General features: G+C 68.6%; 24 protein-coding genes, 1 tRNA gene and 1 pseudogene. 18 read left to right on the forward strand and 8 right to left on the reverse strand.

Going from position 1 to position 26,535, the window contains the following annotated elements:
* Positions 1 to 386: 386 nt before the first annotated feature.
* Together PNO31109_RS02255 and PNO31109_RS02260 are read right to left on the reverse strand one after the other, a co-directional pair.
* Complete coding sequence (locus tag PNO31109_RS02255) at positions 387 to 653, reverse strand: hypothetical protein (protein ID WP_150553991.1); 267 nt, start codon at positions 651 to 653, stop codon at positions 387 to 389.
* Positions 654 to 971: 318 nt separating this feature from the next.
* Positions 972 to 1,487 carry a hypothetical protein gene (locus PNO31109_RS02260; RefSeq protein WP_150553992.1) on the reverse strand — a complete coding sequence of 172 codons (516 nt, stop codon included), beginning with the start codon at positions 1,485 to 1,487 and terminating at the stop codon, positions 972 to 974.
* Between the two features lie 629 nt (positions 1,488 to 2,116).
* Here PNO31109_RS02260 and PNO31109_RS02265 point away from each other — a divergent pair.
* The 5 genes from PNO31109_RS02265 to PNO31109_RS02285 all read left to right on the forward strand — a co-directional run bounded on the left by PNO31109_RS02265 (position 2,117) and on the right by PNO31109_RS02285 (position 8,017).
* Positions 2,117 to 2,605 (forward strand): hypothetical protein, encoded by a 489-nt coding sequence (locus tag PNO31109_RS02265; RefSeq protein WP_150553993.1) that lies wholly within the window; start codon positions 2,117 to 2,119, stop codon positions 2,603 to 2,605.
* Between the two features lie 155 nt (positions 2,606 to 2,760).
* On the forward strand, positions 2,761 to 3,162 hold the full coding sequence (locus tag PNO31109_RS02270; protein WP_150553994.1) for a hypothetical protein: 402 nt from the start codon (positions 2,761 to 2,763) through the stop codon (positions 3,160 to 3,162).
* A gap of 1,311 nt (positions 3,163 to 4,473) precedes the next feature.
* Positions 4,474 to 6,138, forward strand: a complete 1,665-nt coding sequence (locus PNO31109_RS02275; protein ID WP_150553995.1) for a TolC family protein — start codon at positions 4,474 to 4,476, stop codon at positions 6,136 to 6,138.
* Positions 6,135 to 7,481 (forward strand): multicopper oxidase family protein, encoded by a 1,347-nt coding sequence (locus PNO31109_RS02280; protein ID WP_150553996.1) that lies wholly within the window; start codon positions 6,135 to 6,137, stop codon positions 7,479 to 7,481. Before PNO31109_RS02275 ends, PNO31109_RS02280 begins: the two co-directional genes overlap by 4 nt.
* Positions 7,478 to 8,017: a cupredoxin domain-containing protein gene (locus PNO31109_RS02285; protein ID WP_241013707.1), complete on the forward strand. Its 540-nt coding sequence runs from the start codon at positions 7,478 to 7,480 to the stop codon at positions 8,015 to 8,017. Before PNO31109_RS02280 ends, PNO31109_RS02285 begins: the two co-directional genes overlap by 4 nt.
* 69 nt (positions 8,018 to 8,086) lie before the next feature.
* Here PNO31109_RS02285 and PNO31109_RS02290 read toward each other — a convergent pair whose 3' ends face one another.
* On the reverse strand, positions 8,087 to 8,668 hold the full coding sequence (locus PNO31109_RS02290) for an IMPACT family protein (RefSeq protein WP_150553997.1): 582 nt from the start codon (positions 8,666 to 8,668) through the stop codon (positions 8,087 to 8,089).
* A gap of 24 nt (positions 8,669 to 8,692) precedes the next feature.
* Positions 8,693 to 9,574 carry a PhzF family phenazine biosynthesis protein gene (locus PNO31109_RS02295; protein WP_150553998.1) on the reverse strand — a complete coding sequence of 294 codons (882 nt, stop codon included), beginning with the start codon at positions 9,572 to 9,574 and terminating at the stop codon, positions 8,693 to 8,695.
* 351 nt (positions 9,575 to 9,925) lie between these two features.
* On the opposite strand from PNO31109_RS02295, the gene PNO31109_RS02300 reads away from it, so the two are divergent.
* Positions 9,926 to 10,645 (forward strand): pirin family protein, encoded by a 720-nt coding sequence (locus PNO31109_RS02300; RefSeq protein ID WP_150553999.1) that lies wholly within the window; start codon positions 9,926 to 9,928, stop codon positions 10,643 to 10,645.
* 130 nt (positions 10,646 to 10,775) lie between these two features.
* On the opposite strand, the gene PNO31109_RS02305 is transcribed toward PNO31109_RS02300, so the two are convergent.
* On the reverse strand, positions 10,776 to 12,026 hold the full coding sequence (locus PNO31109_RS02305) for a GTP-binding protein (RefSeq protein ID WP_150554000.1): 1,251 nt from the start codon (positions 12,024 to 12,026) through the stop codon (positions 10,776 to 10,778).
* Between the two features lie 350 nt (positions 12,027 to 12,376).
* Between PNO31109_RS02305 and PNO31109_RS02310 the strand changes: the two genes are divergently transcribed.
* The 5 genes from PNO31109_RS02310 to alkB all read left to right on the forward strand — a co-directional run bounded on the left by PNO31109_RS02310 (position 12,377) and on the right by alkB (position 16,478).
* Entirely contained in the window at positions 12,377 to 12,811 is a 435-nt protein-coding gene (locus PNO31109_RS02310; protein ID WP_150554001.1) for a copper resistance protein CopC, read from the forward strand.
* On the forward strand, positions 12,811 to 13,800 hold the full coding sequence (locus tag PNO31109_RS02315) for a CopD family protein (protein WP_150554002.1): 990 nt from the start codon (positions 12,811 to 12,813) through the stop codon (positions 13,798 to 13,800). The genes PNO31109_RS02310 and PNO31109_RS02315 overlap by 1 nt, the downstream gene beginning before the upstream one ends.
* Positions 13,801 to 13,888: 88 nt before the next feature.
* Positions 13,889 to 15,091, forward strand: a complete 1,203-nt coding sequence (gene ada / locus PNO31109_RS02320; RefSeq protein ID WP_241013706.1) for a bifunctional DNA-binding transcriptional regulator/O6-methylguanine-DNA methyltransferase Ada — start codon at positions 13,889 to 13,891, stop codon at positions 15,089 to 15,091.
* Complete coding sequence (locus PNO31109_RS02325; RefSeq protein WP_150554003.1) at positions 15,088 to 15,822, forward strand: 2OG-Fe(II) oxygenase; 735 nt, start codon at positions 15,088 to 15,090, stop codon at positions 15,820 to 15,822. The genes ada and PNO31109_RS02325 overlap by 4 nt, the downstream gene beginning before the upstream one ends.
* The gene (alkB, locus tag PNO31109_RS02330) at positions 15,819 to 16,478 is read left to right on the forward strand and encodes a DNA oxidative demethylase AlkB (protein WP_150554004.1); all 660 of its coding nucleotides are present in this window, start codon (positions 15,819 to 15,821) and stop codon (positions 16,476 to 16,478) included. Before PNO31109_RS02325 ends, alkB begins: the two co-directional genes overlap by 4 nt.
* A gap of 138 nt (positions 16,479 to 16,616) precedes the next feature.
* On the opposite strand, the gene PNO31109_RS02335 is transcribed toward alkB, so the two are convergent.
* Both PNO31109_RS02335 and PNO31109_RS02340 read right to left on the reverse strand, forming a co-directional pair.
* Complete coding sequence (locus PNO31109_RS02335; protein ID WP_150554005.1) at positions 16,617 to 17,237, reverse strand: NAD(P)-dependent oxidoreductase; 621 nt, start codon at positions 17,235 to 17,237, stop codon at positions 16,617 to 16,619.
* A gap of 79 nt (positions 17,238 to 17,316) precedes the next feature.
* Complete coding sequence (locus PNO31109_RS02340) at positions 17,317 to 18,057, reverse strand: DsbA family protein (RefSeq protein ID WP_150554006.1); 741 nt, start codon at positions 18,055 to 18,057, stop codon at positions 17,317 to 17,319.
* A 124-nt stretch (positions 18,058 to 18,181) separates the two neighbouring features.
* Between PNO31109_RS02340 and PNO31109_RS02345 the strand changes: the two genes are divergently transcribed.
* Both PNO31109_RS02345 and PNO31109_RS02350 read left to right on the forward strand, forming a co-directional pair.
* Positions 18,182 to 19,111, forward strand: coding sequence for a LysR family transcriptional regulator (locus PNO31109_RS02345; RefSeq protein WP_150554007.1), 930 nt, complete (start codon positions 18,182 to 18,184; stop codon positions 19,109 to 19,111).
* 275 nt (positions 19,112 to 19,386) lie between these two features.
* Entirely contained in the window at positions 19,387 to 21,099 is a 1,713-nt protein-coding gene (locus PNO31109_RS02350) for an acid phosphatase (protein ID WP_150554008.1), read from the forward strand.
* A gap of 73 nt (positions 21,100 to 21,172) precedes the next feature.
* Here PNO31109_RS02350 and PNO31109_RS02355 read toward each other — a convergent pair whose 3' ends face one another.
* Positions 21,173 to 21,631: a MarR family winged helix-turn-helix transcriptional regulator gene (locus PNO31109_RS02355; RefSeq protein WP_150554009.1), complete on the reverse strand. Its 459-nt coding sequence runs from the start codon at positions 21,629 to 21,631 to the stop codon at positions 21,173 to 21,175.
* Positions 21,632 to 21,822: 191 nt separating this feature from the next.
* Here PNO31109_RS02355 and PNO31109_RS02360 point away from each other — a divergent pair, with 191 nt between their 5' ends.
* The 5 genes and pseudogenes from PNO31109_RS02360 (at position 21,823) to PNO31109_RS02380 (ending at position 26,332) form a co-directional block, all read left to right on the forward strand.
* Entirely contained in the window at positions 21,823 to 23,517 is a 1,695-nt protein-coding gene (locus PNO31109_RS02360; protein WP_150554010.1) for an FAD-dependent monooxygenase, read from the forward strand.
* Between the two features lie 29 nt (positions 23,518 to 23,546).
* Positions 23,547 to 23,741 carry a DUF2783 domain-containing protein gene (locus PNO31109_RS02365; RefSeq protein WP_150554011.1) on the forward strand — a complete coding sequence of 65 codons (195 nt, stop codon included), beginning with the start codon at positions 23,547 to 23,549 and terminating at the stop codon, positions 23,739 to 23,741.
* A gap of 142 nt (positions 23,742 to 23,883) precedes the next feature.
* Entirely contained in the window at positions 23,884 to 25,317 is a 1,434-nt protein-coding gene (locus PNO31109_RS02370) for an MFS transporter (protein WP_150554012.1), read from the forward strand.
* A 68-nt stretch (positions 25,318 to 25,385) separates the two neighbouring features.
* A pseudogene (locus tag PNO31109_RS02375) lies at positions 25,386 to 26,171 on the forward strand (NYN domain-containing protein); the annotation flags it as partial.
* An 84-nt stretch (positions 26,172 to 26,255) separates the two neighbouring features.
* Positions 26,256 to 26,332: transfer RNA gene (locus PNO31109_RS02380), tRNA-Val, on the forward strand.
* Positions 26,333 to 26,535: the final 203 nt, after the last annotated feature.

Genomic DNA, 26,535 nt, shown 5'->3' on the forward strand with positions numbered 1-26,535 from the left:
AGATGGCCGGGAAATGGTGGGGAGACAAAAATCGGCCGACCATCCGCGCCACAATTAATCCCGGTATAACGAGATCGATATATGGGTTACATCAGACGGTTAGCAACTACTCACATTCGCCACGATTGGCGCGGATCCGGCGGAGAGAACAGACCATCGGGACGCAGCAGACGTGGTGCGCTGCCGGCTCGAGCGAGGGCGCGCGATGTTGCGCATGTGCAACATTCGGTGCCGCGCGGCATGGAGAGGCACGGGGAGGGGAAAGCAGGCGGGCGGAGAGAGGCAAGGTGCGGCCGGCCGTCGGGAATCGACTGGGGAGTCGACTGAGGGAATCGACTCAGGGAATCGACTCAGGGAAACGATTAAGGGAGCCCGTGAAGGGGGCTTCAGCGGCCGCGACGGCCGCCGCCTTCGCCGCGCGGACTCCGCGGCATACCTTGCGGCGTGTACTGGCGCTCGCGCGGTTCTGCCGGCGCGGCCCAGTTCGGGTAAGCGGCCTGAGCGCGCCCGCGGTCGGCATTGAACCGGCTGATGTCTTCGCGCAGCGAAGCCTTGTTCACGTCGAGCATGTCGCGTCCGCGCCCGCCATCGGCCCAGGCAGGGTAGGCGCACACCAGCAGCAACAGGAGGGAACAGCGAATTCGGGCACTCATTTGGGTTCAGCCGTGGATCGGCACGTCGGGCCGACATCGTCCGGTCCTGGGGTGGGACCGGTTGGCACGGGGCGGGACATGGCGCCGCGGATCGCAGGCATGCCATACGCCTCAGGAATGACTGTACCGGGTCGGCCGAACGAGCGTCGACCGAAAAAGTGTTAATGCGTCAAGTGGACTGCAACCGTTTGTAACCGGTGCGCCCCCTGAAACGACGCCGGCCCCGAGCGGCGACGGCGCGGGCGCCGGGGCGCGGCGAGCGCGGTGGCAGGAAACCGCCCCGCTTCGCCCGTCGCCGGGCGGGCGTCGCGATGCGGCTTACTTCTCGACCTGCTTCTCGACCGACAGCGAGATCTCGCGAATCCGCTCGCCGCGCGGCGTCACGAGGTCCTGTGCCGTGACCGTGAAGTTCACGGGACGCGCGTACTTGCGACTCGCGCTCTGCCATTCGGCGGGCAGGCCTGCCGCGTTCGTGGTGGTGGTGCGCATGGTCGTCACACCGCGCGTGCAGCGCGAGACCTGCGTGGCGAACGACTGCGCCTGGTTGCGCAGGTCCATCGGCGTGATCTTCTGGTAATCCCAGACGCATTCGTAAGTCGGCGCGAGGCCCGTCGCGCGAAAGACCTTACAGTCGCCGCCCGGCACCGAATAGGTGGCCTGATAACTCTCGCCGCGCTCGTTTTTCGCGGCCAGCGGGCCGGTGATGTCCTCGAAACCGCCCTGCGCGCTCTTGGCCAGCAGCAGGATACCTTCGCACTGATCGGCGGCAAGGGCGCTCTGCGCGGCACACAGGCAAGTCAGCAGGGCCCAACGTCGTAGAGAATTTGTTGCCATCGTTAGCATGTTTTTCAGGGTACGGCGATGTAGGGTGCGATGTATGGCGCGATGTGCTGCCGGGATGCGCGACGCGCGATGCCGCCACGAATGTTGCCATTAAATCGCAAAGTCGGCGCGGACGAAACCACGGTCACAGGGGGATTCTCGCGCCAATTCGAGTGTGCGCCCGCGTGTAAGTTCGCGCGCGACGGCCTCTCATCCAAAAAGCCGATTCACGCGCGCGTCGGGCGACCTATACTCGTACTGCAGTCGAACTGCATGGGCACGGCCGGGAACCGATGGCGGTTCAACGCATGACGGTAATGCCCCCTGGCGCCAAGTCTTCTTGGCCCTTACCATGCCGCGCCGGTACACGCGGCTGGCGATGCCCCGACGGGGCCTCAACCGGCGGCTTGGTCCGCCGGTTTCCGTTTGCAGGGCCACACGCCGCCGCCTCATGACGACGGACTAAGCGAAAGTGCGGATTCCATCCGTGCTCGCCGTCTGCAACTATCGAATCACAAGATCAATACTTACCGGGCACTCACCTTCGGAAGTTTGCGGAGGTTTTTGTGGACACCTGTACCTCATCGCCGGCGTGCCGCCCACAGTGCGCCTTCGCCCGTGCCGGGCGTGCGGGGTGACGCATGGGACACCCTACCCAGGCTTGCGAACTGCGGCCCGATGAGGCCGGCATCGAGCGCCCGGACGTCGTCGTCGCCGCCGATGATTCGTCCGCTGCCGGGCTGCGCGGCGGCGCGCCTCCGATCGATCACCTGCGCGGGCACGGCGGTACGTTGGCGCACGTGCTCGGCGCGCTCGGGGCCTTTCGGTCGCGCCACGGACACTGGCCTCGTCACCTGTTTCTTTACCCCGAGACGCTCGCGGCGCTGGTGCAGGACCTCACGCCGCTGGGCTTCTATCTGCTCCAGCAACGGCTCGACGTCGTGGCCGATCTCGAGCGCGACCTGTTCTGCGTGGACGACCGCGGCAACGTGTCGATCTACCGCGTGCAGGCGCCGTCGGGACCGGCAGGCACCGAAGCCGCCGCGGCGTGGCTGGGCCTTTCCCGCCCGACGGCATCATCGCGCGGCGCCCGGCCGCCGCACGCGGGCCTTGCGCAGCCGCCTCGCTGACGGCGGCACTCGCGCGGCTCGAGTGCCCCGGCGGAGCCATGCCACCTCCGCCCCATGGCCGGCGAGATGGGCAAATGGACGGGCGAATGGACGGGCGAATGGACGGGCGTATGGATGGCTGAAGAGACAGGCGAAGAGATGGCCGGAGAGATGTCATGACCCGACTCGCAATCGTTCTGGATGGTCTGATGCTGCTTTACCTGGCTGCCGCCACGGTCGTCGGCGTGCAATCGAGCGCGTCCAGCGGCGAGCGCCTGGCCAGCGTGCTCGGCATCGTGCTCGCGTTATGCGTGCTCGCCTTGATCGCTGCGCCGTTCTATGTCTCCCTCGTCGTGCTGGTTGCGCAATCGGAGCGCCATCTGCGTCTCGCGGCGTGGCTGCACCGGCTTCTGCTCGCGATCATGCTCGCGTTGACGCTCGTCTCGCTGCTCGCACGCGATACGCTTGAAGTCTCGGCGCCGCTGTTCGTGCTGGTGGCCGCCGTGTGCATCGTCAATCTCGTCGCGCTCTCGCGGCGACGCACCCACTTCGAGGCATTCCACCTGTTCGAGCAGTGAGCCCGCGTAGCACCGTGTTGCCGGCGCGCCGCGCTGACGCGGATACAGGAACAGGCCAATTTGCGAGCGGCGCACGGGCGGTGCTAGACTGCGCGGCATGAATCGTTGGCGCAAACTCCTCGTGCTGTGGCTGTTGTGCGTGACCATGCCGTTGCAGGCAATGGCCGCGCTGCGCACGCATTGCGCGCCAGGTGCGCCGGGTGCGCCAGGTGCCCCGACTGCCGAAACCCGGACGAGCCACGCCGCGCTCACGGGCATGCCTCACGCAATGGTGAGCGACGGCAACGCGGCCACGCCGCCGTCTTCTCATCACGACGACGCGCTTTCTGCGACAACGTCCGCCTCTGCCGGCGACCACGGCGCGACACCCGGCATGCTGGCCGCGCACGATGCGGCGGGCCACACGAGTTGTTCCGCGTGTGCTGCATGCGTGGCATGCACGGCACTTCCGCCCAGCATGGCCATTCGTCTTCCCGACACCGGCCCCTCGGCTGCCATTCCCTTCCTGCGCACAACGGCCGCCAGCGCCATCGTCGCCGTTCCAGAACGTCCTCCCAAATCGCTCGCCGCGTGACGGTTGCGCACCGCGCCGATCTTCGCTTCCTGTCGTGTTGAAGCGGGCGGCCCTCTGAGCGCGCATGCCGTCTGTTCCCCGCTGGACGGATTTCGTTTGCCTGCACGTCAGTGGCATTGCATGCCCGCCGCGCGCACGCCGCGTCCGTCCCTCAGATAAACGTGCGATGCCGCGCGGCCCGCGTCGACGACGCGCGGCCGCCGGTCTCGCTATCTGGACGAGTCTTCGATGACATTGCATCTCTTCCGGCGGCGCGCGTGGATCGTGCCCGTCGCGCTATCGCTGTGGAGCACGGGGCCAGCGCCCGCCTTCAGCGCGAACGGCGTCCGCGGGGCCGATGTGGCCAGCGGCGCGCCATCTCCCGAACCGACGCTCGCACAGGGCGCCGAGTCGTCGACTACCCGCGACGCTGCCTCGCCGGACGCCCCCGCCGGCCCTCCGGCGGCGACCGTGCTGCAGGACTTTGCAAGGCCGCCGTTGTCGGTTCCCGCCACCGATTGGCGAAAGATCAACGCCGACGTTTCCCCATCGACGGCAACGCATGGGTCGCGCGGCGCACACGCGGGCGCCCACAGCACCCATAGCGCTCATAGCGCCAACAACGCCAGCGCCGGCGCTCTCGACCATGCCGCGATGGGTCACGCAACGCCAATACCGCCGCCCGCGGAAGCCACCGCGAACGCTCATGCGGGGCACCGCGGCGCGCACGCCGGCCATGACGCCGCAGGAGGTTCACAATGAACGCCTCGCTGCCTTACCCTGACGTCGCGCGTCTCGCCCATGCGCGCGGCGCTCGCGCCACGGCGTCCGGTCCTGTGGGCACGTCGGCGCAAGCGCATCGCTGCGCGCCGACCGCCCCCGCAGCCCCCGCAGCCCCCGCTGCTCCCGCTGCTCCCGCTGCTCCCGCCACGCTGACTGCCACGCTTGCCGCAGCCCTTACCGCCGCGCTCGTCCTGTCCGGCTGCGCGACATTCAGCGACGACGGCGGCTTTGCCGCGGTCGCCGATGCCGCGCACCAACGCCTCGGCAAGTCCGCCGTCTGGGCCCGCGACGACGCGGCGGCCCAGGCGCTCGCGCAGGCACGCGACGCCTTGCTCGCCAAACCGCTCGACGTCGACGACGCCGTGCAACTCACGCTGCTCAACCACCGCGGCCTGCAGGCGACCTACGCGGAACTCGGCATCGCCGAAGCTTCACTTGTGCAAGCCGGACGCCTGCCCAATCCCCGCTTCTCGTTCCAGCGCGTGCAGGGCGGCGGCGACGTCGGCATCGAGCGCACCTGGGGACTCGACGTCGTGCGTCTGCTTACCCTGCCGCTCGCCTCGCGCGTCGAGGCGCGGCGCTTCGCGCAGGTGCAGGCGCAGGTAACGCAGGCCATCGTCGCGCAGGCCACGCTCACGCGGCGCGCGTGGATCGAAGCCGTCGCGGCGCACGAGCGCGTCCGCATCCTCGAGCAGACGCGCCTCGCCACGCAGGCTGCCAGCGAGCTGGCTGACGGCATGGCCCGCGCCGGCAACTTCAGCGCGATGCGACGCCTGCAGGCAAACCTCGTGTACGCCGATACCGCGGCGCGGCTCGCCCGAGCACGCGAGCAGGCCGGCAGCGCGCGCGAACACCTTGCGCGTCAAATGGGCCTGTGGGGCCGGCAACTGGACTTCACGCTGCCGGACCGGCTGCCCGCGCTCCCGACCACCCGGCCCGGCTGGCCCCACGCCGAGGCGCAAGCCATGCGCGAGCGAGCGGACATTCACGCCGCACGCGCCGCGCTGGCGGCCACGGCGAGCGACCTCGGCCTCACGCGCACCACGCGCTTCGTCAACGTACTGGACACGGCGTATCGCGACAACAGCGCCACCGGCTCGCCCAACGAGCGCGGCTACGAGATTTCGCTGGAGGTGCCGCTCTTCGACTGGGGCGGCGCGCGCGTGGCCGGCGCCGAAGCCCGCTACCGGCAAAGCCTGGACCGGCTGGCCGATGCGGCCGTGGCCGCGCGGGCCGACGTGCGCACGCGGCGCGCCCAGGCGCTCGCCGCCTGGGAGATCGCCGAGCACTATCGCAGCACGGTGCTCCCGTTGCGCCGGCGGGTCTCGGACGAAATGCTGCTGCGCTACAACGGCATGCTCGCGAGCGTGTTCGATCTGCTCGACGACGCGCGCGAACAGCGCGACACGGTGCTCGCCTACGTCGACGCGAGCGCCGACTACTGGCTCGCAGAGGCCGCATTGCGCGAAAGCGTCGGCGGCGGCGACCCTGGCGCGGCGCACGCAGCCGGCGCCACGTCGGACACCGCGCGTGCCCCAACATCGCAGCCCGCTCTCGCGCCGACGCCCGGCAACGCCGTGCCGACGTCGCCGCAACCGTTGCCCACGCATCAGAGTCATCGACATGGAGGTGGCGCATGACCTCGCGCCGACGATTCCTGCGCGATGCGAGCCTCGCCGTCATGGGCGCGGCCGCCGTCGAGCGCACCAGCCTCGCAGCCCTGCCCGACGCCCCTTCGCGCGCCGACGCCAGCACCGCCAAACCGCACGCGCCGCCGAACGGCCGCCCGTACCACCCCGTCGTCACGCTCAACGGCTGGACGCTGCCGTGGCGCATGCGCGGCGGCGTCAAGGAGTTCCACCTGATCGCCGAGCCAGTGGTGCGGGAAATCGCGCCGGGCATGCAGGCCAATCTGTGGGGATACAACGGCCAGAGCCCCGGGCCGACCATCGAAGTCGTCGAAGGCGATCGCGTGCGGCTTTACGTGACCAATCGCCTGCCCGAAGCGACAAGCGTGCATTGGCACGGTCAGCGTCTGCCCAACGGCATGGACGGCGTGGCTGGGTTGAACCAGCGCGCCATCGCGCCGGGGCAGACCTACGTCTACGAGTTCGAAGCCAAGCGCGCCGGCACTTTCATGTATCACCCGCACGCCGACGAGATGATGCAAATGGCGATGGGCCTGATGGGTTTCTGGGTCACGCATCCGAAAGACCCGTCGTTCCAGCCGGTCGATCGCGACTACGTCTTCCTCATCAACGCATACGCCATCGACCCCGGCACACGTACACCACGCGTGAACGAGATGACCGACTTCAACCTCTGGACGTGGAACAGCCGCGCGTTTCCCGGCATCGACCCGCTGCTCGCACGTCAGGGCGACCGTGTCCGCATTCGCATGGGCAATCTCACGATGACCAATCACCCGATCCATCTGCACGGCCACGAGTTCAGGGTGACCGGCACCGATGGCGGCTGGGTGCCGCCATCGGCGCAATGGCCCGAGGTCACGACCGACGTGGCCGTCGGCCAGATGCGCGCCATCGAGTTCGACGCCACCGAGCCGGGCGACTGGGCGTTCCACTGCCACAAGTCTCATCACACGATGAATCCGATGGGCCACGAGGTTCCCACCATGCTCGGCGTGAACCAGCGCGAGATCGCCGCCAGGATCGCGCGCATCATTCCCGACTACATGGCAATGGGCGAGACCGGTGGATCGATGAACGGCATGGAGATGCCGTTGCCGGAAAACACCCTGCCGATGATGACCGGCACGGGCCCCTACGGCCCCATCGAAATGGGCGGCATGTTCACCACACTGAAGGTCCGGCCGGACCTGCCGCGCGAGAGCTACCGCGATCCCGGCTGGTATCGCGCGCCGCGCGGCTCGGTCGCCCGCCCGTGGCAAGGCAGCCACTCCGCGCTACCCTCTTCCCATCGTCCGCCTGCCGGCGCAGGCAAAACAGGAGGCAAGTCATGATTCGTTCTCACCTCGCGCGCGCCATCCCGGCGCAACTGGCCCTGTGCGCGGCCAGCCTGATGTTCGCCGCACCGGCGTTTGCGGACGATCCGCACGCCATGCACATGCAGCAGGCGCAACACGCCCAACAGGCCCGGCACGCGTCGCACGGCAGCGGCGGCGCAACCGCCATCGGTGAAGCCGGCGACGAGGCGCGGGCCACGCGCACCGTCGACGTCGACATGCGCGACACGATGCGCTTCTCGCCAGCCACCCTCACGGTGCGACGCGGCGATACGGTGCGCTTCGTCGTCACCAACAGCGGCAAGCTCCGGCACGAAATGATGCTCGGCACCTCGGCCTCGCTCGCCGAGCACGCGAAGATGATGCAGACGACGCCCGGCATGTCGCATGAGGAACCGAACGCGGTAACGCTCGAGCCCGGCGAGCGCAAGACGCTCGTGTGGCACTTCACGCAGCCGGGCACCGTGGACTTCGCGTGCCTCGAGCCCGGTCACTTCGAGGCCGGCATGCGCGGCGTCATCAACGTGCGATAGCGCCAGGCGCCGGCAGCAGACCGACGCCCGCCGTCAATCGCGCCCTCAATCGCGCCCTCAATCGCGCCGTCAATCGCGCCGTTCGAGTCCGCCGCTCAGCGCCTGCGTGGCGTCGGTCTCGAACGCCTGCACGTCGCGCGCCTTCAGGCGCAGGCGCAGGATTACGGCGTCGTCATATACGGCGTCGAGCACTTCGGCGCCGAAGCGCTCGGCCAGGCGGCGCAGCGTCGCTTCGTGCGCGAACGCCACCCGATAGCGGATCTGCGTCACCGGTTCCACGGCCGTGAGCGTGGCAAGCTTGAGCGCCTCGCTCACGGCTTGTCCGTAGGCGCGCGTCAGTCCGCCCGCGCCCAGCTTGATGCCGCCGTAGTAGCGCACGACCACGGCGAACACGTTGGCGAGCCCCTTGTGCATGAGCACGTTGTACATCGGCTTGGCGGCCGTGCCGCCCGGCTCGCCATCGTCGTCGAAGCCCGACGCGCCCTCGCACAGCAGCACCCAGCAGTAATGCGTGGCGTTGGGATAGCGCACGCGCAGCGCGTCGAGTTCGCGCATGGCGGCCTCGCGCGACGCCACGGGCATGACGATGCCGATGAACCGGCTCTTCCTGATCTCCAGTTCGGTCTCGACGGGTGCGGCCAGAGCAAACATACGACTGTCGTCTCCCGGCACGGCTTACAGGCTCGCTTCGAGGTTCACCTCGCCGCGAGCGAGCTCGATCACGTTGCCGCCGACGCGAATCTGGCGATCCGCCGTCACTTCAAGCGTGAGACGGCACGGGCGCTCGATGGCATCGCCCTGCGACACGCGCGCGCGCACGGGCAACGGATAGCCCTGGCCGATCAGCCAGCCGCCGAGGTTGGCGCATGCCGAGCCCGTGCCCGGGTCCTCGCTGACGCCGCCGCCCTGCGTGGTGAAAAAATAGCGAGCCGTGACCTGCAACTCGCCGTCCTTCTCGCCGTCGAGCGAGAACACATAGCCGGTCTTGCGCTCGAGGCTCGAAAGCGGCCAGCGATCCATGCGCGCGCTGTCCGGCTGCGCGCGCGCCACCGCATCGGCGGTGCGCAGCGGAATGAGCAACTGATCCGCCCCGGTGTCGACCCACTGCGGCGACTGCGCGAGATCGTCGCGGCCGAGGCGCACGAGCGCTGCGATATCCGCATCCGCTTCCGACGCCTTCGCGATCTTCGGCTCGCCCGACGAGGGCGCCGTGAGCGTCCAGTGGTCGCCGCGCGCCTCGACCGGCACCAGCCCGGCGGCGAATTGCAGCGTCACCTGGTCGCCGAGCCCGCGCATGGCGCGCAGCACATGGGCGGTGCCGAGCGTGGGATGTCCCGCGAACCGCATTTCGTAACCCGGGGTGAAGATCCGCACATGCGCGTCGGCAATTTCCGAGGCGAAGATGAACGTCGTCTCGGAAAGATTGAACTGCCTGGCGAGCAGTCGCATCTCCTCGTCGCTCAGTCCCTCCCCGTCTTCGAAGACGCACAGCGGATTGCCCCCGAAGGTGCTCTCGGCGAAGACGTTGACGATACGAAAGGCATAGGTGCGGCTCATGACGACTCTCCTGTGGGGGCATTCGGACGGCTTTGCGGCGCGGGGTGCGATGCCGGCGGCCTCGTTGGGCGACCGGACCGGTCCACCCGGCGAAAGAAGGCTCGTAGTCTCGCACATCGCGCGCCACCACGCGCATTGCCCTCCCCGCTTTCGGAAATTCGAAGCCCGAGCCGCGGAATCGTCCGCCCCCCGCCTAGGAAGACAGGCTTTTGCCCCCGAAGATTGTCACATTTCAGATGACAATAATTCGCATTTCAGACGGATTGTTGTTATCCGTCAGGACCCTACAATCCTATTCATCGAGGCCGCTCACGGCCTCCCGACGAATCGATGAAGACACAGGAGCCCATCATGCTGGACATCAGAAAAGCTGCGGACCGAGGCGTTGCCGACCATGGCTGGCTCAAGTCGCGCCACACGTTCTCGTTCGCGAACTACTACGATCCGACGCAGGTCGGCTTCTCCGATCTGCTCGTGATCAATGACGATCGCGTCGCGCCCGGGCAAGGCTTCGGCAAGCATCCGCACCGCGACATGGAGATCTTCTCCTACGTGCTCGAGGGCGCGCTCGAGCACAAGGACACCATGGGCACGGGGTCGGTGATCGAGCCGGGCGACGTGCAACTGATGAGCGCGGGACGAGGTGTGGCGCACAGCGAGTTCAATCACTCGCACACGTCGCCGGTGCATTTCCTGCAGATCTGGATCGTGCCCGATCGGACCGGCATCGCGCCCGAGTATCAGCAGCAGCGTTTTGCGCCCGAAGAAAAGCGCGGCCGCCTGCGCATGATCCTCTCGCCGGACGGCGCCGGGAATTCCCTGCGCATTCACCAGGACGTGCGCGTGTACGCGGGTCTGTTTGACGCGCACGAGTCGGCCACGCTCGCGCTGGCGCCGGACCGCTACGCCTATGTGCATGTAGCGCGCGGCAGCGTCAGCCTGAACGGGGTGGCGCTCGGTGAAGGCGATGGTGTGCGCGTTCGTGGAGAAACGGCACTCACGCTCGCCAACGGCCGCGATGCCGAAGTGCTCGTGTTCGACCTGCGTGCGGTGGAGACACCCGACTTCTGAGGCATCGGCACGGCGGCGCAATGTCCGCGGCAGGCGCCATGGCGGCCGGTACGGCTTCGTGCCGGCCGCCATGATCTCGCGGGCCGCGGCGCATGGGATGATGCCGTGCGTCAGCGCATGCGCCCACGGCTCATGCCGTGTCTTCCGTCATCGACAGCGGCAACGCATGCTCGCTGCCGCGCCACGCGGCGTCCCCTTGCGACAGTTCGACGGCGCTCAGCCGGCAGGCATCGAACGCCTTTTCAATGGCCGCGCGGTTCATGTCGCGGCCGATGAATACGATCTCGTTGATCCGGTCGCCCCACGGCGCTTCCCAGTTCGCTTCGATCGCGGCGCGTTGCGGGTCGCCCTCGGGCGGCCACTGCGCCGTGTCGGCCGCGGCCCACCATTGACCGACGGTCTCCAGCGTGGCCGTGTTGCCGGCGCGCGAATACGCGAGCGCCCACGCCGGGTGGCTCGCCGTCCAGACGTAGCCCTTTGCCCGGATCAGCCCGTCGAACGGCTTCGACATGAATGCCGCGAAGCGCGCCGGATGCAGCGGCTCGCGATGGCGCAGCACGAAGTTCGTCACCCCGTAAGTATCGGTCTCCGGGTCGTGCTCGCCCGCGAGCGCCAGCGCCCAGCCCGCCATCTGCGCGGCGCGCCCGGCATCGAAGCGCCCCGTGCCAAGCACTTCGCCGAGCGGCACCGCGCCGCGCTCGCCCAGCACGATGCGTGCCGAAGGATTGAGTCCCGCGATGAGCGCCTTGACGGCCTCGAGCCGCGCCGGGTCGACGCAATCGACTTTGCTCACGACCACCACGTCGGCGAATTCGATCTGCTCGGTGAGCAACTCGGCAAGACGCCGCTCGTCCTCGTCGCCGGCCACCTCGCCGCGCTGTGCGAGCGTGTCGAGACCATGGAAATCCTCGAGTACGTGCAGCGCGTCGACAACGGTCACCATCGTGTCGAGTCGGGCGACATCCGCGAGCGAGCGCCCCGCGTCGTCGCGAAACTCGAACGTCGCCGCCACCGGCATCGGCTCGGCAATGCCCGTCGACTCGATGAGCAAATAGTCGAACCGGCCATCCTGCGCGAGTTCGCGCACGGCGATAAGCAGATCCTCACGCAGCGTGCAGCAGATGCAGCCGTTGCTCATCTCGACGAGACGCTCTTGCGTGCGCGAGAGGGCGGCGCCCGCGGCGGCGGCCCCACGCTCCACGAACGAGGCGTCGATGTTCACCTCGCTCATGTCGTTGACCAGCACCGCCACGCGCAGACCCTCGCGATTTCGCAACACGTGATTGAGCAGCGTGGTCTTGCCCGCGCCGAGGAAGCCGGACAGCACGGTCACGGGCAGACGACCGTCCGTGCCGCCGGCGTAAGCGAAAGGGGATGTCATGGATGCGCGCCTCATTAATGCAACCAAGTTGCAATACGGCGCGATGATACGGCGCCTCCGCTATTTTTGCAACTTAGTTGCAAAACGACGGACGCATCGCCGCATCAGGTGCGCTCAGGCGGAACCGTCGGGCGGCTGCATCGGTCTGCAAGGTCTGCGATACTGCGTAAGCGACGCAGATTGCGTACCCCTTCGGAACGGGGCGGGCCGCCATCACGACCTCTGGCACGCCTGGCCAATTCGGGGCGGGGGTTCGTGTCGTCATTTTGCGTCACCATTTTGCGTCACCATTTCGCGTCATCATCTCCGCGTCCCGCTGCCGCTTCCCTGACTCCTTAGCCAGACACGACATGCGTACTATCAAGATCGCCTCCCCGGCCTGCGCCGCCCGCAGCCCCCTGCCGCTGCCATCGCGCCGCGCCCTGCGTCGCGCGGCGCAAGGCCTCGCGCTTGCCGCGGCCGTCAGTCTGGCCGCACTCTCGCAAGGCGCGTGGGCGCATGCGCATGCGGTGTCGAGCGAGCCGGCCGCGCAGGCCGTCGTCGAAGCACCGACGTCGGTGCGCGTAACATTCGACTCCGCGCTCGAAGGCGCCTTTTCGAAGCTCACGGTGATCGACGCAAAGGGCAGGTCCGTCACCGACGCCCAAGCCGGACTGGACGCCGCCCGCAAAACCCTCACGCTCTCGCTGCCTGCGCTCGGCGCGGGCAGCTATCAGGTGAGTTGGGTGGCCGTGGCGAGCGATGGCCACCGCACGCAGGGCAACTTCAAGTTCACCGTGAAGTGATGTCGGCAGAGCTTGCCGCCGGCACCTGGCAGCCCGCCACGGCGGGCCTGCTCAACCTCGCGTTGGCGCTCGCATTCGGCGTGCTGCTCCTGCGCAGCCCGCACGCGGTGCGCAGCGGCCTGACCCGGCGTGTGCTGCCCGGCTTCGCCGCCGGCCTCGCGGTGCTCGCCTGGATGGCCTACGTACTCGCGAGCACCGAGGCCATGACCGGCGGCGACTGGGAGAGCACGGACGCGATGCTCGGCGACGTGTGGCGGGTGCTCACGCGCTCGTACTTCGGCCGGATGCAGTGGGTCGCCGGGCTCGGTGCGCTGCTGCTCTGTGCGGGCGCCTGGGCCTGGTACGACGCCCGGCGCAGGCTTCTTGCCTCGCCGCCCATCGCCGACGATCCGCGCGACCGGCACCATCGCCGCGAGCACCGGCAGGAGCGTCACGCGCGCATGGTGTACGCGGCCGGCGCCGTGGTGCTCGCCCTCGCGCGCGCCGGCACGGGCCATGCGGCAGACGCTGCCATGCCGTGGCTGGCCATCGGCATTCACTCGCTGCACGTAGCGGCAGCGGCGTCGTGGACGGGCGCGTTGCTCGTCGCCGGATGCGTGATACCGGGCTGGCGGCATTGGCCGGTCGGCGCGCGGGCGGCCTATGGCGAACGTCTGTCGTCGATCGCGACGCTCGCCATGTTCGTCGCCCTCGTGACCGGCGGCTTCAACGCATGGCGCACGCTCGGCGAAACGCCGTCGCTGTGGTTCGCCACGCCGAACGCGCCGTATGTTTCATGGCTGGGGACAAAGCTGTTGCTGGTCGCGTGCGCCGCCATGCTGGGGGCGTGGAACCGCTGGCGCCTGCTGCCGCGCCTGGCGCTCGATGCCGGCGAGAAGCCCCTCGACACGTCGGCCTTCGCACGCGTGGTGGGCGTCGAGGCGTTGGTACTCGTGATGGTGATGAGCCTGGCCGCCAAGCTCGGCACGACCCTGCCGCCCGGCGTCTGACCGAATTCGACAGCAAGAAACGGAGCGCACCCGCGAGCGCGACTCCCTACACTGAAGGCAAGTGATCAGTCCACGGGAGACCCTCGCAATGCATGCCAATCCAATGACCGCCAAACGCCCGTCCCGCGCCGGCCGCAGCGCCGGCGCCCCGCCCGCGCGCCGCGCGCCGGCCGACGATCGCGCGGCGCACTCGCGCTACGCGAGCGATGACGCCCGCTGGGCGGCCATCGTCGCGCGCGACAAGCAGGCCGACGGCGAATTCTTCTATTCCGTGCGCACGACCGGCGTGTACTGCCGCCCGTCGTGCGGTGCGCGTCTGGCGCGGCGCGAAAACGTCGCGTTCCATGCCGATGCGGCCGCCGCCGAGCGCGCCGGCTTTCGCCCGTGCAAGCGCTGCAGGCCCGATCAGGACACGCTCGACGCGCGCCACGCCGCGCTCGTCACGGCGGCGTGCCGGCGCATCGAGACGGCCGACGAGCCGCCGCGTCTGCAAGCGCTGGCAGCCGAAGCCGGCCTGAGCCCGCACTATTTTCACCGGCTGTTTCGCGCAGTGACCGGCGTCACGCCGCGGGCCTATGCGAACGGGCGCCGCGCGCAACGCGTGCGCGAGACGTTGCCCGCCGCGCAGAGCGTGACGTCGGCGTTCTACGACGCCGGCTTCAATTCCAACGGCCGCTTCTACGCCAACGCCGACGCCGTGCTCGGCATGAAGCCGGCGGCGTTCCGCGCAGGCGGCAGGGCCGAGTCGATCCGCTTTGCGGTCGCGCAGTGTTCGCTCGGCGCGCTGCTGGTGGCGGCGACCTCGCGCGGGTTGTGCGCCATCGCGCTGGGCGACGATCCCGACGCGCTCGTGCGCGACTTGCAGGATCGCTTTCCGAAGGCCGAGCTCGTCGGCGCGGACGCCGAATTCGAACGCTGGGTGGCGCAGGTGGTGGGCTTCGTCGAGTCGCCGCGCATCGGGTTGTCGTTGCCGCTCGACGTGCGCGGCACCGCGTTCCAGCAACGGGTCTGGGAAGCGCTGCGCGAAGTGCCCGCCGGACAGACGGCAAGCTACGCGCAGATCGCCGGCCGGATCGGCGCACCGCGAGCGGTGCGAGCCGTCGCGCAGGCGTGCGCATCGAACCCGCTGGCGGTGGTGATCCCGTGCCACCGCATCGTTCGCAACGACGGGGCGTTGTCCGGCTATCGCTGGGGCGTCGAGCGCAAGCGTGCGCTGCTCTCGCAGGAGCGCCTCGAGGCGCACGACGGACAACCGGCGCAGCCACGCGCGCACGGCGAGGAGAAATCGTGAGCGATCGCGTGCACAAGCTCGACTGGGCTGCGCTCGAAGACGCGTTGAACGGCTTCGGCGCGGCGCGCATTCCCGCGTTGCTCGATGCGCACGAGTGCGCATCGCTGCGCGAGATGTACGGCGAGACGGTGCACGGGCGCACCGGCGCGGCGCCGGCCTCGCCGCGATTTCGCAGCCGCATCGTGATGGCGCGCCACGGCTTCGGGCGGGGCGAGTATCAGTATTTCGCGTATCCGCTGCCGCCGCTCGTGGCCGAACTGCGCGAAGCGTTCTATGCGCCGTTGCGCCAGATCGCCCATCGCTGGCACAAGGCGATGGGCATCGACGCGCGCTACCCGCCCACGCATCGCGCCTATCTCGCGCAATGCCACGCCGCGGGGCAACGCCGTCCCACGCCACTGCTGCTGCGCTACGGCCCCGGCGACTACAATTGTCTGCACCAGGACCTCTACGGGGATCACGTCTTCCCGTTGCAGGTGGCCGTCCTGCTCTCGCAGCCCGGCGAGGATTTCACCGGCGGCGAATTCGTTCTCACCGAGCAGCGTCCGCGCATGCAGTCGCGCGCCGAGGTGGTGCCGCTCGCGCGCGGCGACGCCGTGGTGTTCGCCGTGCATCATCGCCCGGTCAACGGCACGCGGGGCGCGTATCGCGTCAACATGCGGCACGGTGTGAGCCGCGTGCGCAGCGGCCATCGGCACACGCTCGGCGTGATCCTGCACGACGCCACATGACGCCGGACCTCTTCAGCCATGCACCCGACGACTCGGCCCGTGGCGGCCCGAACGCCGATACGCTCGGCCCGGGCGCATTCGTGCTGCGCGGCTTCGCGCTCGAACGGCTGGCCGCGTTGCAGGCCGACATCGACGCGGTGATTGCCCAGGCGCCGCTGCGCCACTGGCTGACGCCCGGCGGCAAGCGCATGTCGGTGGCGATGACCAATTGCGGCGACGTGGGCTGGATCAGCGACCGCATGGGCTATCGGTACGGCACGCACGATCCGCTGTCGAAGCAGCGGTGGCCGCGCATGCCGGCGTCTTTCGCGCGTCTGGCGCGCGACGCGGCGCAGGCGGCCGGCTATCCCGACTTTGCGCCGGATGCCTGCCTCATCAACCGCTACACGCTCGACGCCCGCCTCACGCTGCATCAGGATCGCGACGAACGCGAGCTCGGTGCGCCCATCGTGTCCGTCTCGCTGGGATTGCCGGCAATCTTCCTGTGGGGCGGATTGCAGCGTGGCGCACGCACGCGCAAAGTCCGGCTCGAGCCGGGCGACGTGGTGGTGTGGGGCGGCCAATCGCGGCTCGCTTATCACGGCATCGCGAGCGTCGAGGGCAGTTTCGACGCGAACGCCGTGCGCTTTAACCTGACGCTGCGCAAGGCGCGCTGACCGGACGCCGACGGCACCACATCGCACCACATCGCACCCCATCGGCAACACACTGGCAACACACTGGCAACACACCGGCAACGCGCGCGCGCAGTGCGAGCGCCGGGGGGGGCGGCTGGCGGAGCGTTGCGCCGTCGCTCAGTACCCGACCGTGAAGCGCGAGCGCGGATGCTGGTTCTTCTCGAGCTCGTCGACAAGCGCGATGGCGTAGTCCTCCATCGAGATCCAGCTCTTGCCGTTGGCGTCCACGAGCAGCCCATCGCCGCCAAGGCGGAACTTGCCCGTGCGCTCGCCCGGCTCGAACAGCGCGGACGGCGAGAGGAACGTCCAGTTCAGCGGCGAATCGGCCGGCTCGGCGCGCAACACCTGCAGGAACTCGCGGCCTGCGCCGGCCTCGGCCTTGTACGCCTGCGGGAATTCCGGCGTATCGATGAGCGCCTTGCCCGGCGCGACTTCGAGACTGCCGGCGCCGCCCACGACCAGCAGACGCGGCACGCCCGCGCGTTTGACCGCGTCGATGAGTCTGGCGGCATCGACCGACACGAAACGGCCGGCGCTGATCACGGCATCGTGGCCGGCGAGCAGCGGGGCGAGCGAGGCCGGCTCGGCGGCGTCGCCCTTGAGCACGGTCAAGCCCTTCTCGGCCTCGACGCGCTCCGGATTGCGCGCAATGCCCGTGACCGTGTGGCCGCGCGAGAGCAATTCTTCTGCGACACGCGTACCGACGCGGCCGGTGATACCAATCAAGGCAACTTTCATCAGGACTCTCCTGGGAGCGAGGGGGGGAAATTCGATTCGCGGTTCGGTGTGGGGACGAGACGCAATGCCGACGCCCCGCTCAGAGGGCGCAGCCTTGGGGGCCGCACTGCGGCAGCGGCGCGGCGTCGCCATCGCCGGATGCCGCCCGTGCCTCCTTTGCCGCCCGTGCCGCCTGTGCCTTGAGCACCCGCTCGCGCAATGCGTCGCGCCAGGCGTCGGGCCGACCGAAATAGCGGCCCGGCTCCAGCCGCTCGAGCCGGCCATCGACTTCCAGCGCGAACGTCGGAAAGCCGCTGCCGCCCGCGCGAGCAAGCCAGGCACGGCTGTCGCGAAAGTGCAGCATGAGGGCGTGGGCGTCCTGCGCATCGAACGCCTTCGCGAACGCGTCTCGCGCCAGGCCGAGCTGCGCCGCGAGCTCGACAAGCACGTCGCGATCGGCGATGCGCCGGCCCTCGACGTAATGGGCCTGCTGCTCGGCGGCGAGCATGTCGAGGCCGCGTCCGCCCAGGGCTTCGGCGGCGAGCACCGCAGCGATGGGCGGCGCCGAATCGAAGACGGCCGTGGTGTCGCGCAGCAGCCCTTCGAAGTAGGCCTCGCCGAACGGCTGACCGGTCAGCGAAGCGATGCGATGATCGTGCGGCATCACGTAATTGCGCAGTTGCGGCGTGACGCGCTGCACGTTGGGCCCGGCCATCATGCCGCCGCCGTGAAAGACCATGTCCAGCCCCGCCACGTCTCGCGAGGCCTTGACCAGCGGCGCCGCGGCGTAGCACCACCCGCACAGCGGGTCGGCGATGTAATGCAATCGTGCTTGCGTCATTTGTGTGTCCCGTGCAATGCCGGCGTCGATACGCGGCGCGTTTCATACCTGCCATCGTAGTCGCGCCGATCGCTCCAAAAAAGCCCATAATGACGATCACTTTGTTGCATCGTTCGAGCAAATCATGGACCGTCTGACTGCCATGCGCGTCTTTACCGAAGTGGCCGATCGCGGCTCGCTGACGGCCGCGGCGCAGCGGCTCGACATGTCGCGCGCCATGGTGTCGCGCTATCTGGCGGAACTCGAAGCCTGGCTCGGCACGCGGCTGCTGCATCGCACGACGCGCGCGGTGAGCCTGACCGACGCCGGCAACGACGCCCTGCCCCGGTGCCGCGAGATGCTCGGCATCGCCGACGATCTGGCCTGCGCGTCGCACGCCGACAGCGCGCCGCGCGGCCTGTTGCGCGTGGCCTGCAGCACTTCGCTCGCGCAGGCGTTTCTGGCGGCCGCGGTCGCGCGTTTCATCGACAGACATCCGGGCGTGGCGATCGATCTCGTGGTGGCCGATCGCACGGTGGACCTCGTCGACGAACGCATCGACCTCGCGATACGCGTGACGACCGAGCCGTCGCCGGGCCTCATTGCCCGCCGGCTCGCGACGTGCCGCTCGGTGGTATGCGCCGCGCCCTCGTATCTGCAGCGGCACGGCACGCCGCAACGCGCCGAGGACCTCGCGCTGCACAACTGTCTGACATACGCGTACTTCAGCAAGAGCCTCTGGCAGTTCACGCACGCCGGGGCGCCGCTCGGTGTGCCGGTGGACGGCAATTTCTCCGCGAACGAAGCCAACGTCGTGCTCGCGGCCACGCTCGCGGGCGCGGGCATCGCCATGCAGCCGGTGTACTCCGCGCTGCCGCATCTGCGCGCCGGCACGCTGCGTGCGCTGTTGCCGGACTACGTGCCGCGCGACATGACCGCCTACGGCGTCTACATCTCGCGCAAGCAAATGCCGAGCGCATTGCGCGCGCTGCTCGACGATCTGGCCGAGCAGTTCCGCACCGAGCTGTTCGAGGACTCCGGCTACGCGGGCGCGCACGCCCCGCCATCCGCCTGACGCGGCGCCGCCGCCACCGCCTCTCCCCTGCCGGGTTTCGCACCGCGTGACGCCATCGCGGCGTCACCGAATTGTCACGATCCGCGCGTAAAAACGTCGTCTGCCTCGCCCGCCCGGGCAGGGTGACGCCGTCGCTCGCGGGTTACCTGTTGCCGTCCGGTCGCGGGCACGCCAGCGCCTCGGTGCCCGATCCAGCCGATCCAGCCGATCCACTCGATCCGACCGCCCGACTGGCCTCACTCGATTGACTCGCCTGACTTGCCAACAAGGACATCATGACCCACGACGCCAAATCCCGACCGAACGATCCCGCGCAACACCCCAGCGCCCAGGACAACGATCCGACCGACCCGTCGCGCCGCCGCGTATTGCAGGGCCTGGCCGCCATCGGCGCGGCCGGCGCCGCCGGCGCCACGAGCGCGCTGTCCGGCTGCGCCGCGCAAGACCCCGGCGCACCGACGGCCGTCGCTGCCGGCGGCACGTTCGACGCCCAGCTCAAGGCCAACATCAAGACCGTGGTCGTGATCTATCTCGAGAACCGCAGCTTCAACAATCTGTTCGCCGATTTCCCCGGCGTGCAAGCGCCGCTCTCGAAGGTGCCCGCGTCCGTCTACACGCAGCTCGATCGCGACGGCAAGACGCCGATGTCGCTGCTGCCGCCCGTCTTCGACGGTCTGGTGCCGCGCGCGCAGACGATCGGCGGCAAGAAGTACCACATCACGGAAAAGGACCTCGCGCGTCAGCCGAACGCGCCGTACATGCTCAAGGACGCCGATGGCAAGCTACTGCCGGAGTCGGTCATCACGCGCGACCTGTGGCATCTGTTCTGGCAGAACCAGATGCAGATCAACGGCGGCGCCAACAACCAGTTCGCCGCGTGGGCGGACTCGGGCGGGCTCGTGATGGGCTACTACGGCGAAACCGCCAGAACGCTGGACCTGTACAAGATCGCACAGCAGTACACCCTGTGCGACAACTTCTTCATGGCGGCTTTCGGCGGCTCGTTCCTGAATCACCAGTTTCTGGTCTCGGCGCGCCCGCCGGTGTACCCGAATGCCGAACAGAGCCCGGCGAAGGACAAGATCGCGGTGCTCGCCGACGGCCCGCAAGGCACCCGCCTGGCCGTGGCGCCGGACTCGCCCGCCTCGGCCGCGGACGGCAAGCCCAGGTTCGTGCGCGACGGCGCCATCACGCCGGACGGCTTCGCCGTCAACACGATGATGCCGCCCTACCAGCCGTCGCCGATCAAGCCGGCCGCGTCGGGAGACCGGCATCTGGCCGATCCGTCCAACCCGGCGACGCTGCCGCCGCAGAACTACGCCACCATCGGCGACCTGCTCTCGAACAAGGGCGTGTCGTGGGCCTGGTACGCCGGCGCGTGGCAATCGGCGCTCGATCACAAGGGCGGCGCGGACAGGCCGAACTTCCAGTACCACCACCAGCCGTTCAACTATTTCGCGCAGTTCGCGCCGGGCACGGCGGCGCGCGAGCGACACCTGCGCGACGGCGGTGAGGGCGACAGCCCGATTTCCAACAAATTCATCGCCGATGCGATCGCCGGCAAGCTGCCGGCCGTCACGTTCTACAAGCCGCAGGGCAACCTGAATCAGCACGCCGGCTATTCGGACGTGGCGTCGGGCGATCAGCACGTGGCCAACGTGCTCGCGCACCTGATGAAGTCGCCGCAGTGGCAGAACATGATGGTCGTGATCACGTATGACGAGAACGGCGGCTGGTGGGATCACGTGGCGCCGCCCAAGGGCGACCGCTGGGGACCGGGCTCGCGCGTTCCGGCGCTGGTCGTCTCGCCGTTCGCCAGGCGCGCCAACGTGGACCATACGTTCTACGACACCACGTCGATCCTGCGCTTCATCACGCGTCTGTACGATCTGCCCACGCTCGAGGGCATCGCGCACCGCAACGCCGCGTTTGCGGCGCGCGGCGCCATGCCGCCCGGCGATCTGACGAAGTCGCTCGCGTTCGCGTAACGCCCCGGGCTTGGGCGCCCGGACAACATCGGCCGCAGGCAAGCCGCGTGAGATCTCCGAGGCCGCGCCGCCCTCAGTCCGCCTGTTCGTCCAGTTCGTCCGAGCGCAGCAGCAGCTTGTCGAGCAGGCGCTCGTAGACGCGCATTTCGTCGTCGGTGAGCGCCTCGAACAGGCGGTCGTAGTGCGTGCGCGCCGCCGCGATCACCACGCGCCACACGCGTTCGCCCTCGGGCGTGAGCGTGACCTTGACCGCGCGGCCGTCGTGCTCGTCGGGGCTGCGGCGCACGAGGCCGCGCGACACCAGCCCGTCGGCGCCGCGGCTCGCCTGGCTCTTGTCGAGATTCGCGCGGCGCGCGAGCTCCGAGTTGGACAAGGCCCCCGCCGTCCCCACGGCCGCCAATACGCGCGATTCCGCCAGACTCAGCTGCGCGCCCTGCGCATACGACTGCGCAATGCGCTTGTCGTGCTGCTTCATCAGGCGGTGCATCTTGTAAGTCAGGAACTGATCGAGGGTCTTGTGGGCTGGCCGCATTTCAGTGTTTTCCCCTAGGCGAAATGGGTCGTGATTTGGTTGCTAACGCAACATTAGCACACTAGAATTGTTGCGTTAGCAACCAAATGCTCGATGACGTTTTTTGTCGATCGCGTGCTGCGCATCCGCTGTTTCTGCGCTGACACGGGACCCGATGCGCGTGCGCCGAGCAGCCTCATGGGTGTCGCATCATGCATCGACCGGAGACCACGCCGCGCGCGTCGCTATATCACGCGTACCGCGTCCATCCTCATGCCTTCCCGCGCTGTGCGCCGGAGGACCTGGCCGAAGCGCCGGTAACCGTCGTCGGCGGCGGGCCCATCGGCATGGTCACGGCGCTCGCGCTCGCCCGCCACGGCGTGCGCTGCGTCGTGTTGCACGCCGAGCAGCAGGTGTCCGAAGGCAGCCGTGCCATCGTTTTCACGCGTCGCTCGCAGGAGATCCTGCAGGCCGTCGGCGTGGCCGACGCCGTCGTGGCCAAAGGCCTGCCGTGGACCAGCGGCAATTCGTACTACCGCGGCCAGCGCGTGTTTCGCATGGAGTCGCCGGTCGATGAAGACGACCGCTTCGCACCGCTCATCAACCTGCAGCAGAACGTGCTCGAGAGCTATCTGGCGGATGCCATCGAGCGCGAGCCGCTCGTGGAGATGCGCTGGGGCAACAAGCTCGTGGGCCTGACGCAGCACGACGATCACGTGGCGCTGCGGATCGACACGCCCGAGGGCGAATACGCGCAGCGCACGCGCTGGCTCGTGGCCGCCGACGGCGCACGCTCGACGGTGCGCGGCGCGCTCGGGCTGCGCCTCGAAGGCGCAAGCTACGAAGGCCGCTTCGTCATTGCGGACATCCGCATCGATCTCGACCTGCCGACGGAGCGGCTCGCCTACTTCGCGCCCGACTGGAACCCCGGCAATACGGTGCTGATGCATCGCGAGCCGGACGGCATCTGGCGCGTCGACTATCAGTTGCCCGCGAGCGAAACCTCCGAGCACGCATTGCGGCCGGAGACGATCCGCGAGCGCATCGACGCGCAACTCGAGATGATGGGGTTTGGCGGCAAGCCGTGGGAGCTCGACTGGTGTTCGGTGTACTCGGCCCGTGCGCTCACACTGCCCGACTACGTGCATGGTCGTGTGCTGTTCGCGGGCGACGCGGCGCATCTGCTGCCGATCTTCGGCGTGCGCGGAGCGAACACCGGCTTTCAGGACGCCATCGACCTGTCGTGGAAACTCGCGGCCGTGGCGAGCGGCGCGGCGCCGGCGCAACTGCTGCGCTCGTACACGCACGACCGCGTGGGCGCCGCGCGCGAGATCATCGCCGAAGCCGGCAAAAGCACCCGTTTCATGACGCCACCCACGCACGGCTTTCGCCTGCTGCGCGACGCGGTGCTCGACCTCTCGCTCGATCACGAGTTCGTGCGGCCGCTGTTTCACTGGCGCACGTCGCGCGCGCACGACTATCGCGACTCGCCGCTCAACAGCCGGGACGACGACAATGCGCGCATGAGCGCCGGCCCGTGCGCAGGCGCCCCGGCGCCCAACGTGAAGCTCGGCCACGACGACTATCTGTACGACCATCTCGGCGCCGCCTTCCACTTGGTGACGTTCGGTGACGCACCGCTCGACGAGGCGCTGCGGCGCGAAATCGCCGACTGGCGCGAGCGCGGCATCCCGGTGACGGCGATCGCCTTCGCGCAGGCCCGCGAGGCGGTCGCGGGCGCGGACCTCACGCTGCCCGATCCGGGCGGGCGCGCCGCCCGCAAGTACGGTGCAACGGACGGCACTGCCTACCTGTTGCGCCCCGACCATCACATCTGCGCACGCTGGCAGCGGCTCGACGCCGCCCGCCTGGGCCGTGCGCTGACGCAGGCGACGGCCCGCGCCTGAATCGCCTGCACGCCGAAGGAAGCACCGCCATGACAAACGCACAAACCGCCATTGCCGGACTCGAGGAGATTTACGACGCCCTCGCGCTGGCCATCGACGACGCTCCCGCAGACGAACGCGAGTTGCGGCTCGCGAAGGTCGCACTGCTGCTCGCGCATGAGATCGACGATCCGCAACGCGTGATCGATCTCATCGGGCAGGCGTCGCGCCGGCAGCCCGCCTGAAGTCCCCACAGCCCACCGCACATCGCCCTGAACCGTTCCGTACCTTTCGTGCCTTGACTTCCGGCGCCCGCCCCCGATGGCGGGCCCACTTCATAACACCGCCATCCAGACAAGGCGGGGAGCGTTGGAGAAGACACCCATCATGAGCCATATCACGTCCGCCGCGTCCGCGCAGGCGATCGCCCCCACCCCTTGCGCTCTCGCGAACCCTGCCGAGCCCTCCGAGGCAACGCGCGCGCTGTCCGACCCGGCCAGCGAGATCGCGCAGCGCCAGGTCGTGCGCAAGATCTCGCGTCGCCTGCTCGGCTTTCTGTTCGTGCTGTTCCTGTTCTCGTTCCTCGATCGCATCAACGTCGGCTTTGCCGCGCTGACGATGAGCCGGGACCTGGGCCTCACGAGCACGATGTTCGGCATGGCCTCGAGCGTGTTCTATCTCACGTATGTGCTGTGCGGCGTGCCAAGCAACCTGATGCTGGTGAAGTTCGGCGCGCGCCGCTGGATCGGCGCCATCCTGGTCGCCTGGGGGCTGGCGTCGAGCGCCACGATGTTCGCGCACGACGCCACGAGCCTCTATCTCATTCGCGCCGTCGTCGGCATCACCGAAGCCGGCTTTCTCCCCGGCATGCTGCTCTACATGGGCGACTGGTTCCCGAGCACCGCGCGCGCGCGCGCCAATGCGTGGTTCATGATCGCGATGCCGGTAACGTCTGCGCTCGGCGCCGCGGCGTCGGGCTATCTGCTGCGGCTCGACGGCGTAGCCGGACTCGCCGGCTGGCAATGGCTGTTCGTGCTCGAAGGCCTGCCGACCGTGTTGCTCGGTCTGGTGACGTGGTGGTATCTCGACGACAAGCCCGCCGACGCGCGCTGGCTGAGCGCCGCCGAAAAGCAGACGCTGCTGGCAATGATCGCCCGCGACCGCATGGGCGCGGCCGCCCGGCTCGCACCGCGCGCGAACGCCGCCGATCAGCGCATGTGGCGCGCAATGCTCGCGCCGAGCGTGGCGAAATTCGCGCTCGGCTATTTCTGCCTCGTCAATACGCTTTCGCTCGCATCGTTGTGGATTCCGCAGATCGTGAAGAGCTTCGGCACGACGAGCAGCAACGTAACGATCGGCCTGCTCGCCGCCATCCCGTCCGTATGCACGATCGCCGGCATGATCTGGTGGGGCCGCCGCTCCGACCGTCTGCAGGAGCGCCGCTGGCACCTCGTGCTGCCAATGCTGTTCTCCGCCGCCGGCTGGGGGGTGACGTGCTTCGCGCCGGAGCCGTCGTGGCGCCTGGCCGGTGTGGCCATGGCCTCGACCGGCGCCTACACCGCGATGGCCATCTTCTGGACGGTGCCCGAGCGCACGCTCGCGCCGCACACGCGCGCCCTGGGCCTCGCGGTGATCAACGCGGTGGGCAATCTCGGCTCGGCGCTCAGCCCGATCGTGGTGGGCGCGCTGCGCGACTGGACGCATTCGTTTACCGCCGGGCTGATGTTTGCCGCCGCGAGTCTGCTCGCGGGCGTTGCGGTATTGTGGTTCGCGCCGCTGGGGCAACACCGCGACGATGGAACGCGCTCGCGGCATGCGTGAGGATCCGGGCCATAATGCGGTACCGTATCGCCTGATCTCGCAACGTTTCGCGTTCAAGGAGCCTCGCCATGCCTGTCACAACGCCGGTGGCCGCCCAGGGCCCCACGCTCGTCGTCCTGATCGACGCCGATAACGCCGCACCCGCCATCGTCGAAGGGCTGCTGACCGAAGTGGCGAAGTACGGCGTGGCGAGCGTGAAACGCATCTACGGCGACTGGACCAAGCCCAATCTCGACGGATGGAAGAAGTGCCTGCTCGAATACTCGATCCAGCCGATTCAGCAGTTCCGCTACACCGTCGGCAAGAACGCCACCGACAGCGCCATGATCATCGACGCGATGGATCTGCTCTACACCGGGCGCTTCGACGGCTTCTGTCTCGTGTCCAGCGACAGCGACTTCACGCGTCTGGCCTCGCGCATCCGCGAGCAGGGATTGATCGTGTACGGCTTCGGCGAGCGCAAGACGCCGCAGCCGTTCGTCACGGCCTGCGACAAGTTCATCTACACCGAACTGCTGCGCCAGGAGGACGAACCGGACGACGACGAAGCGCCGACGCCGCGCAAGCGCCGCAGTGCCTCCGAGCTCAAGCGCGATGCGCGGCTGGTGCGCCTGCTGCGCAATGCCGTGAACGGCGTGTCCGACGAGGACGGCTGGGCGAGTCTCGGCGCGATCGGCAGCCACATCGCGAAGCAGGCGCCGGATTTCGATGCGCGCAACTACGGCTTCGGCAAGCTAAGCGATCTGGTCGCCACCATCGGCCTGTTCGACGTGGAGCAACGCTCGGGGAGCGGGGGCAACAAGGGCATCTGGGTGCGACTCAAGCCGCGTCGCGGCGCGGCCAAGCGCGGCGAGTGACGCCGCCGAAGACTTTTTTCCGGATTTTCGCGCGAAAGACTTGCCAGCTCCGAAAATTGACCCTATACTCGCGGTCTTTCTAGGCTCGTAGCTCAGCTGGTTAGAGCACCACCTTGACATGGTGGGGGTCGTTGGTTCGAGTCCAATCGAGCCTACCAACGAATCAAGACACAAGGCGTTGCGCGTTTTCGCGTGACGCCTTTTGTTTTTTCGGTGCCCGCTTTCGTGTGCATTGTCGTGCGCTTTGCGTGGGCTTCGGTCACGCACGCGTCGCCCGCCTGTCGATGAATGGCGCCCCCTCTGGCGACACCTCCGGCGACATCCGGCGGGACGGCGGCGCGGGGGCCCGTCCACCGGCGTT

The organism is Pandoraea nosoerga (genome assembly GCF_902459585.1).
Lineage (GTDB): Bacteria > Pseudomonadota > Gammaproteobacteria > Burkholderiales > Burkholderiaceae > Pandoraea > Pandoraea nosoerga.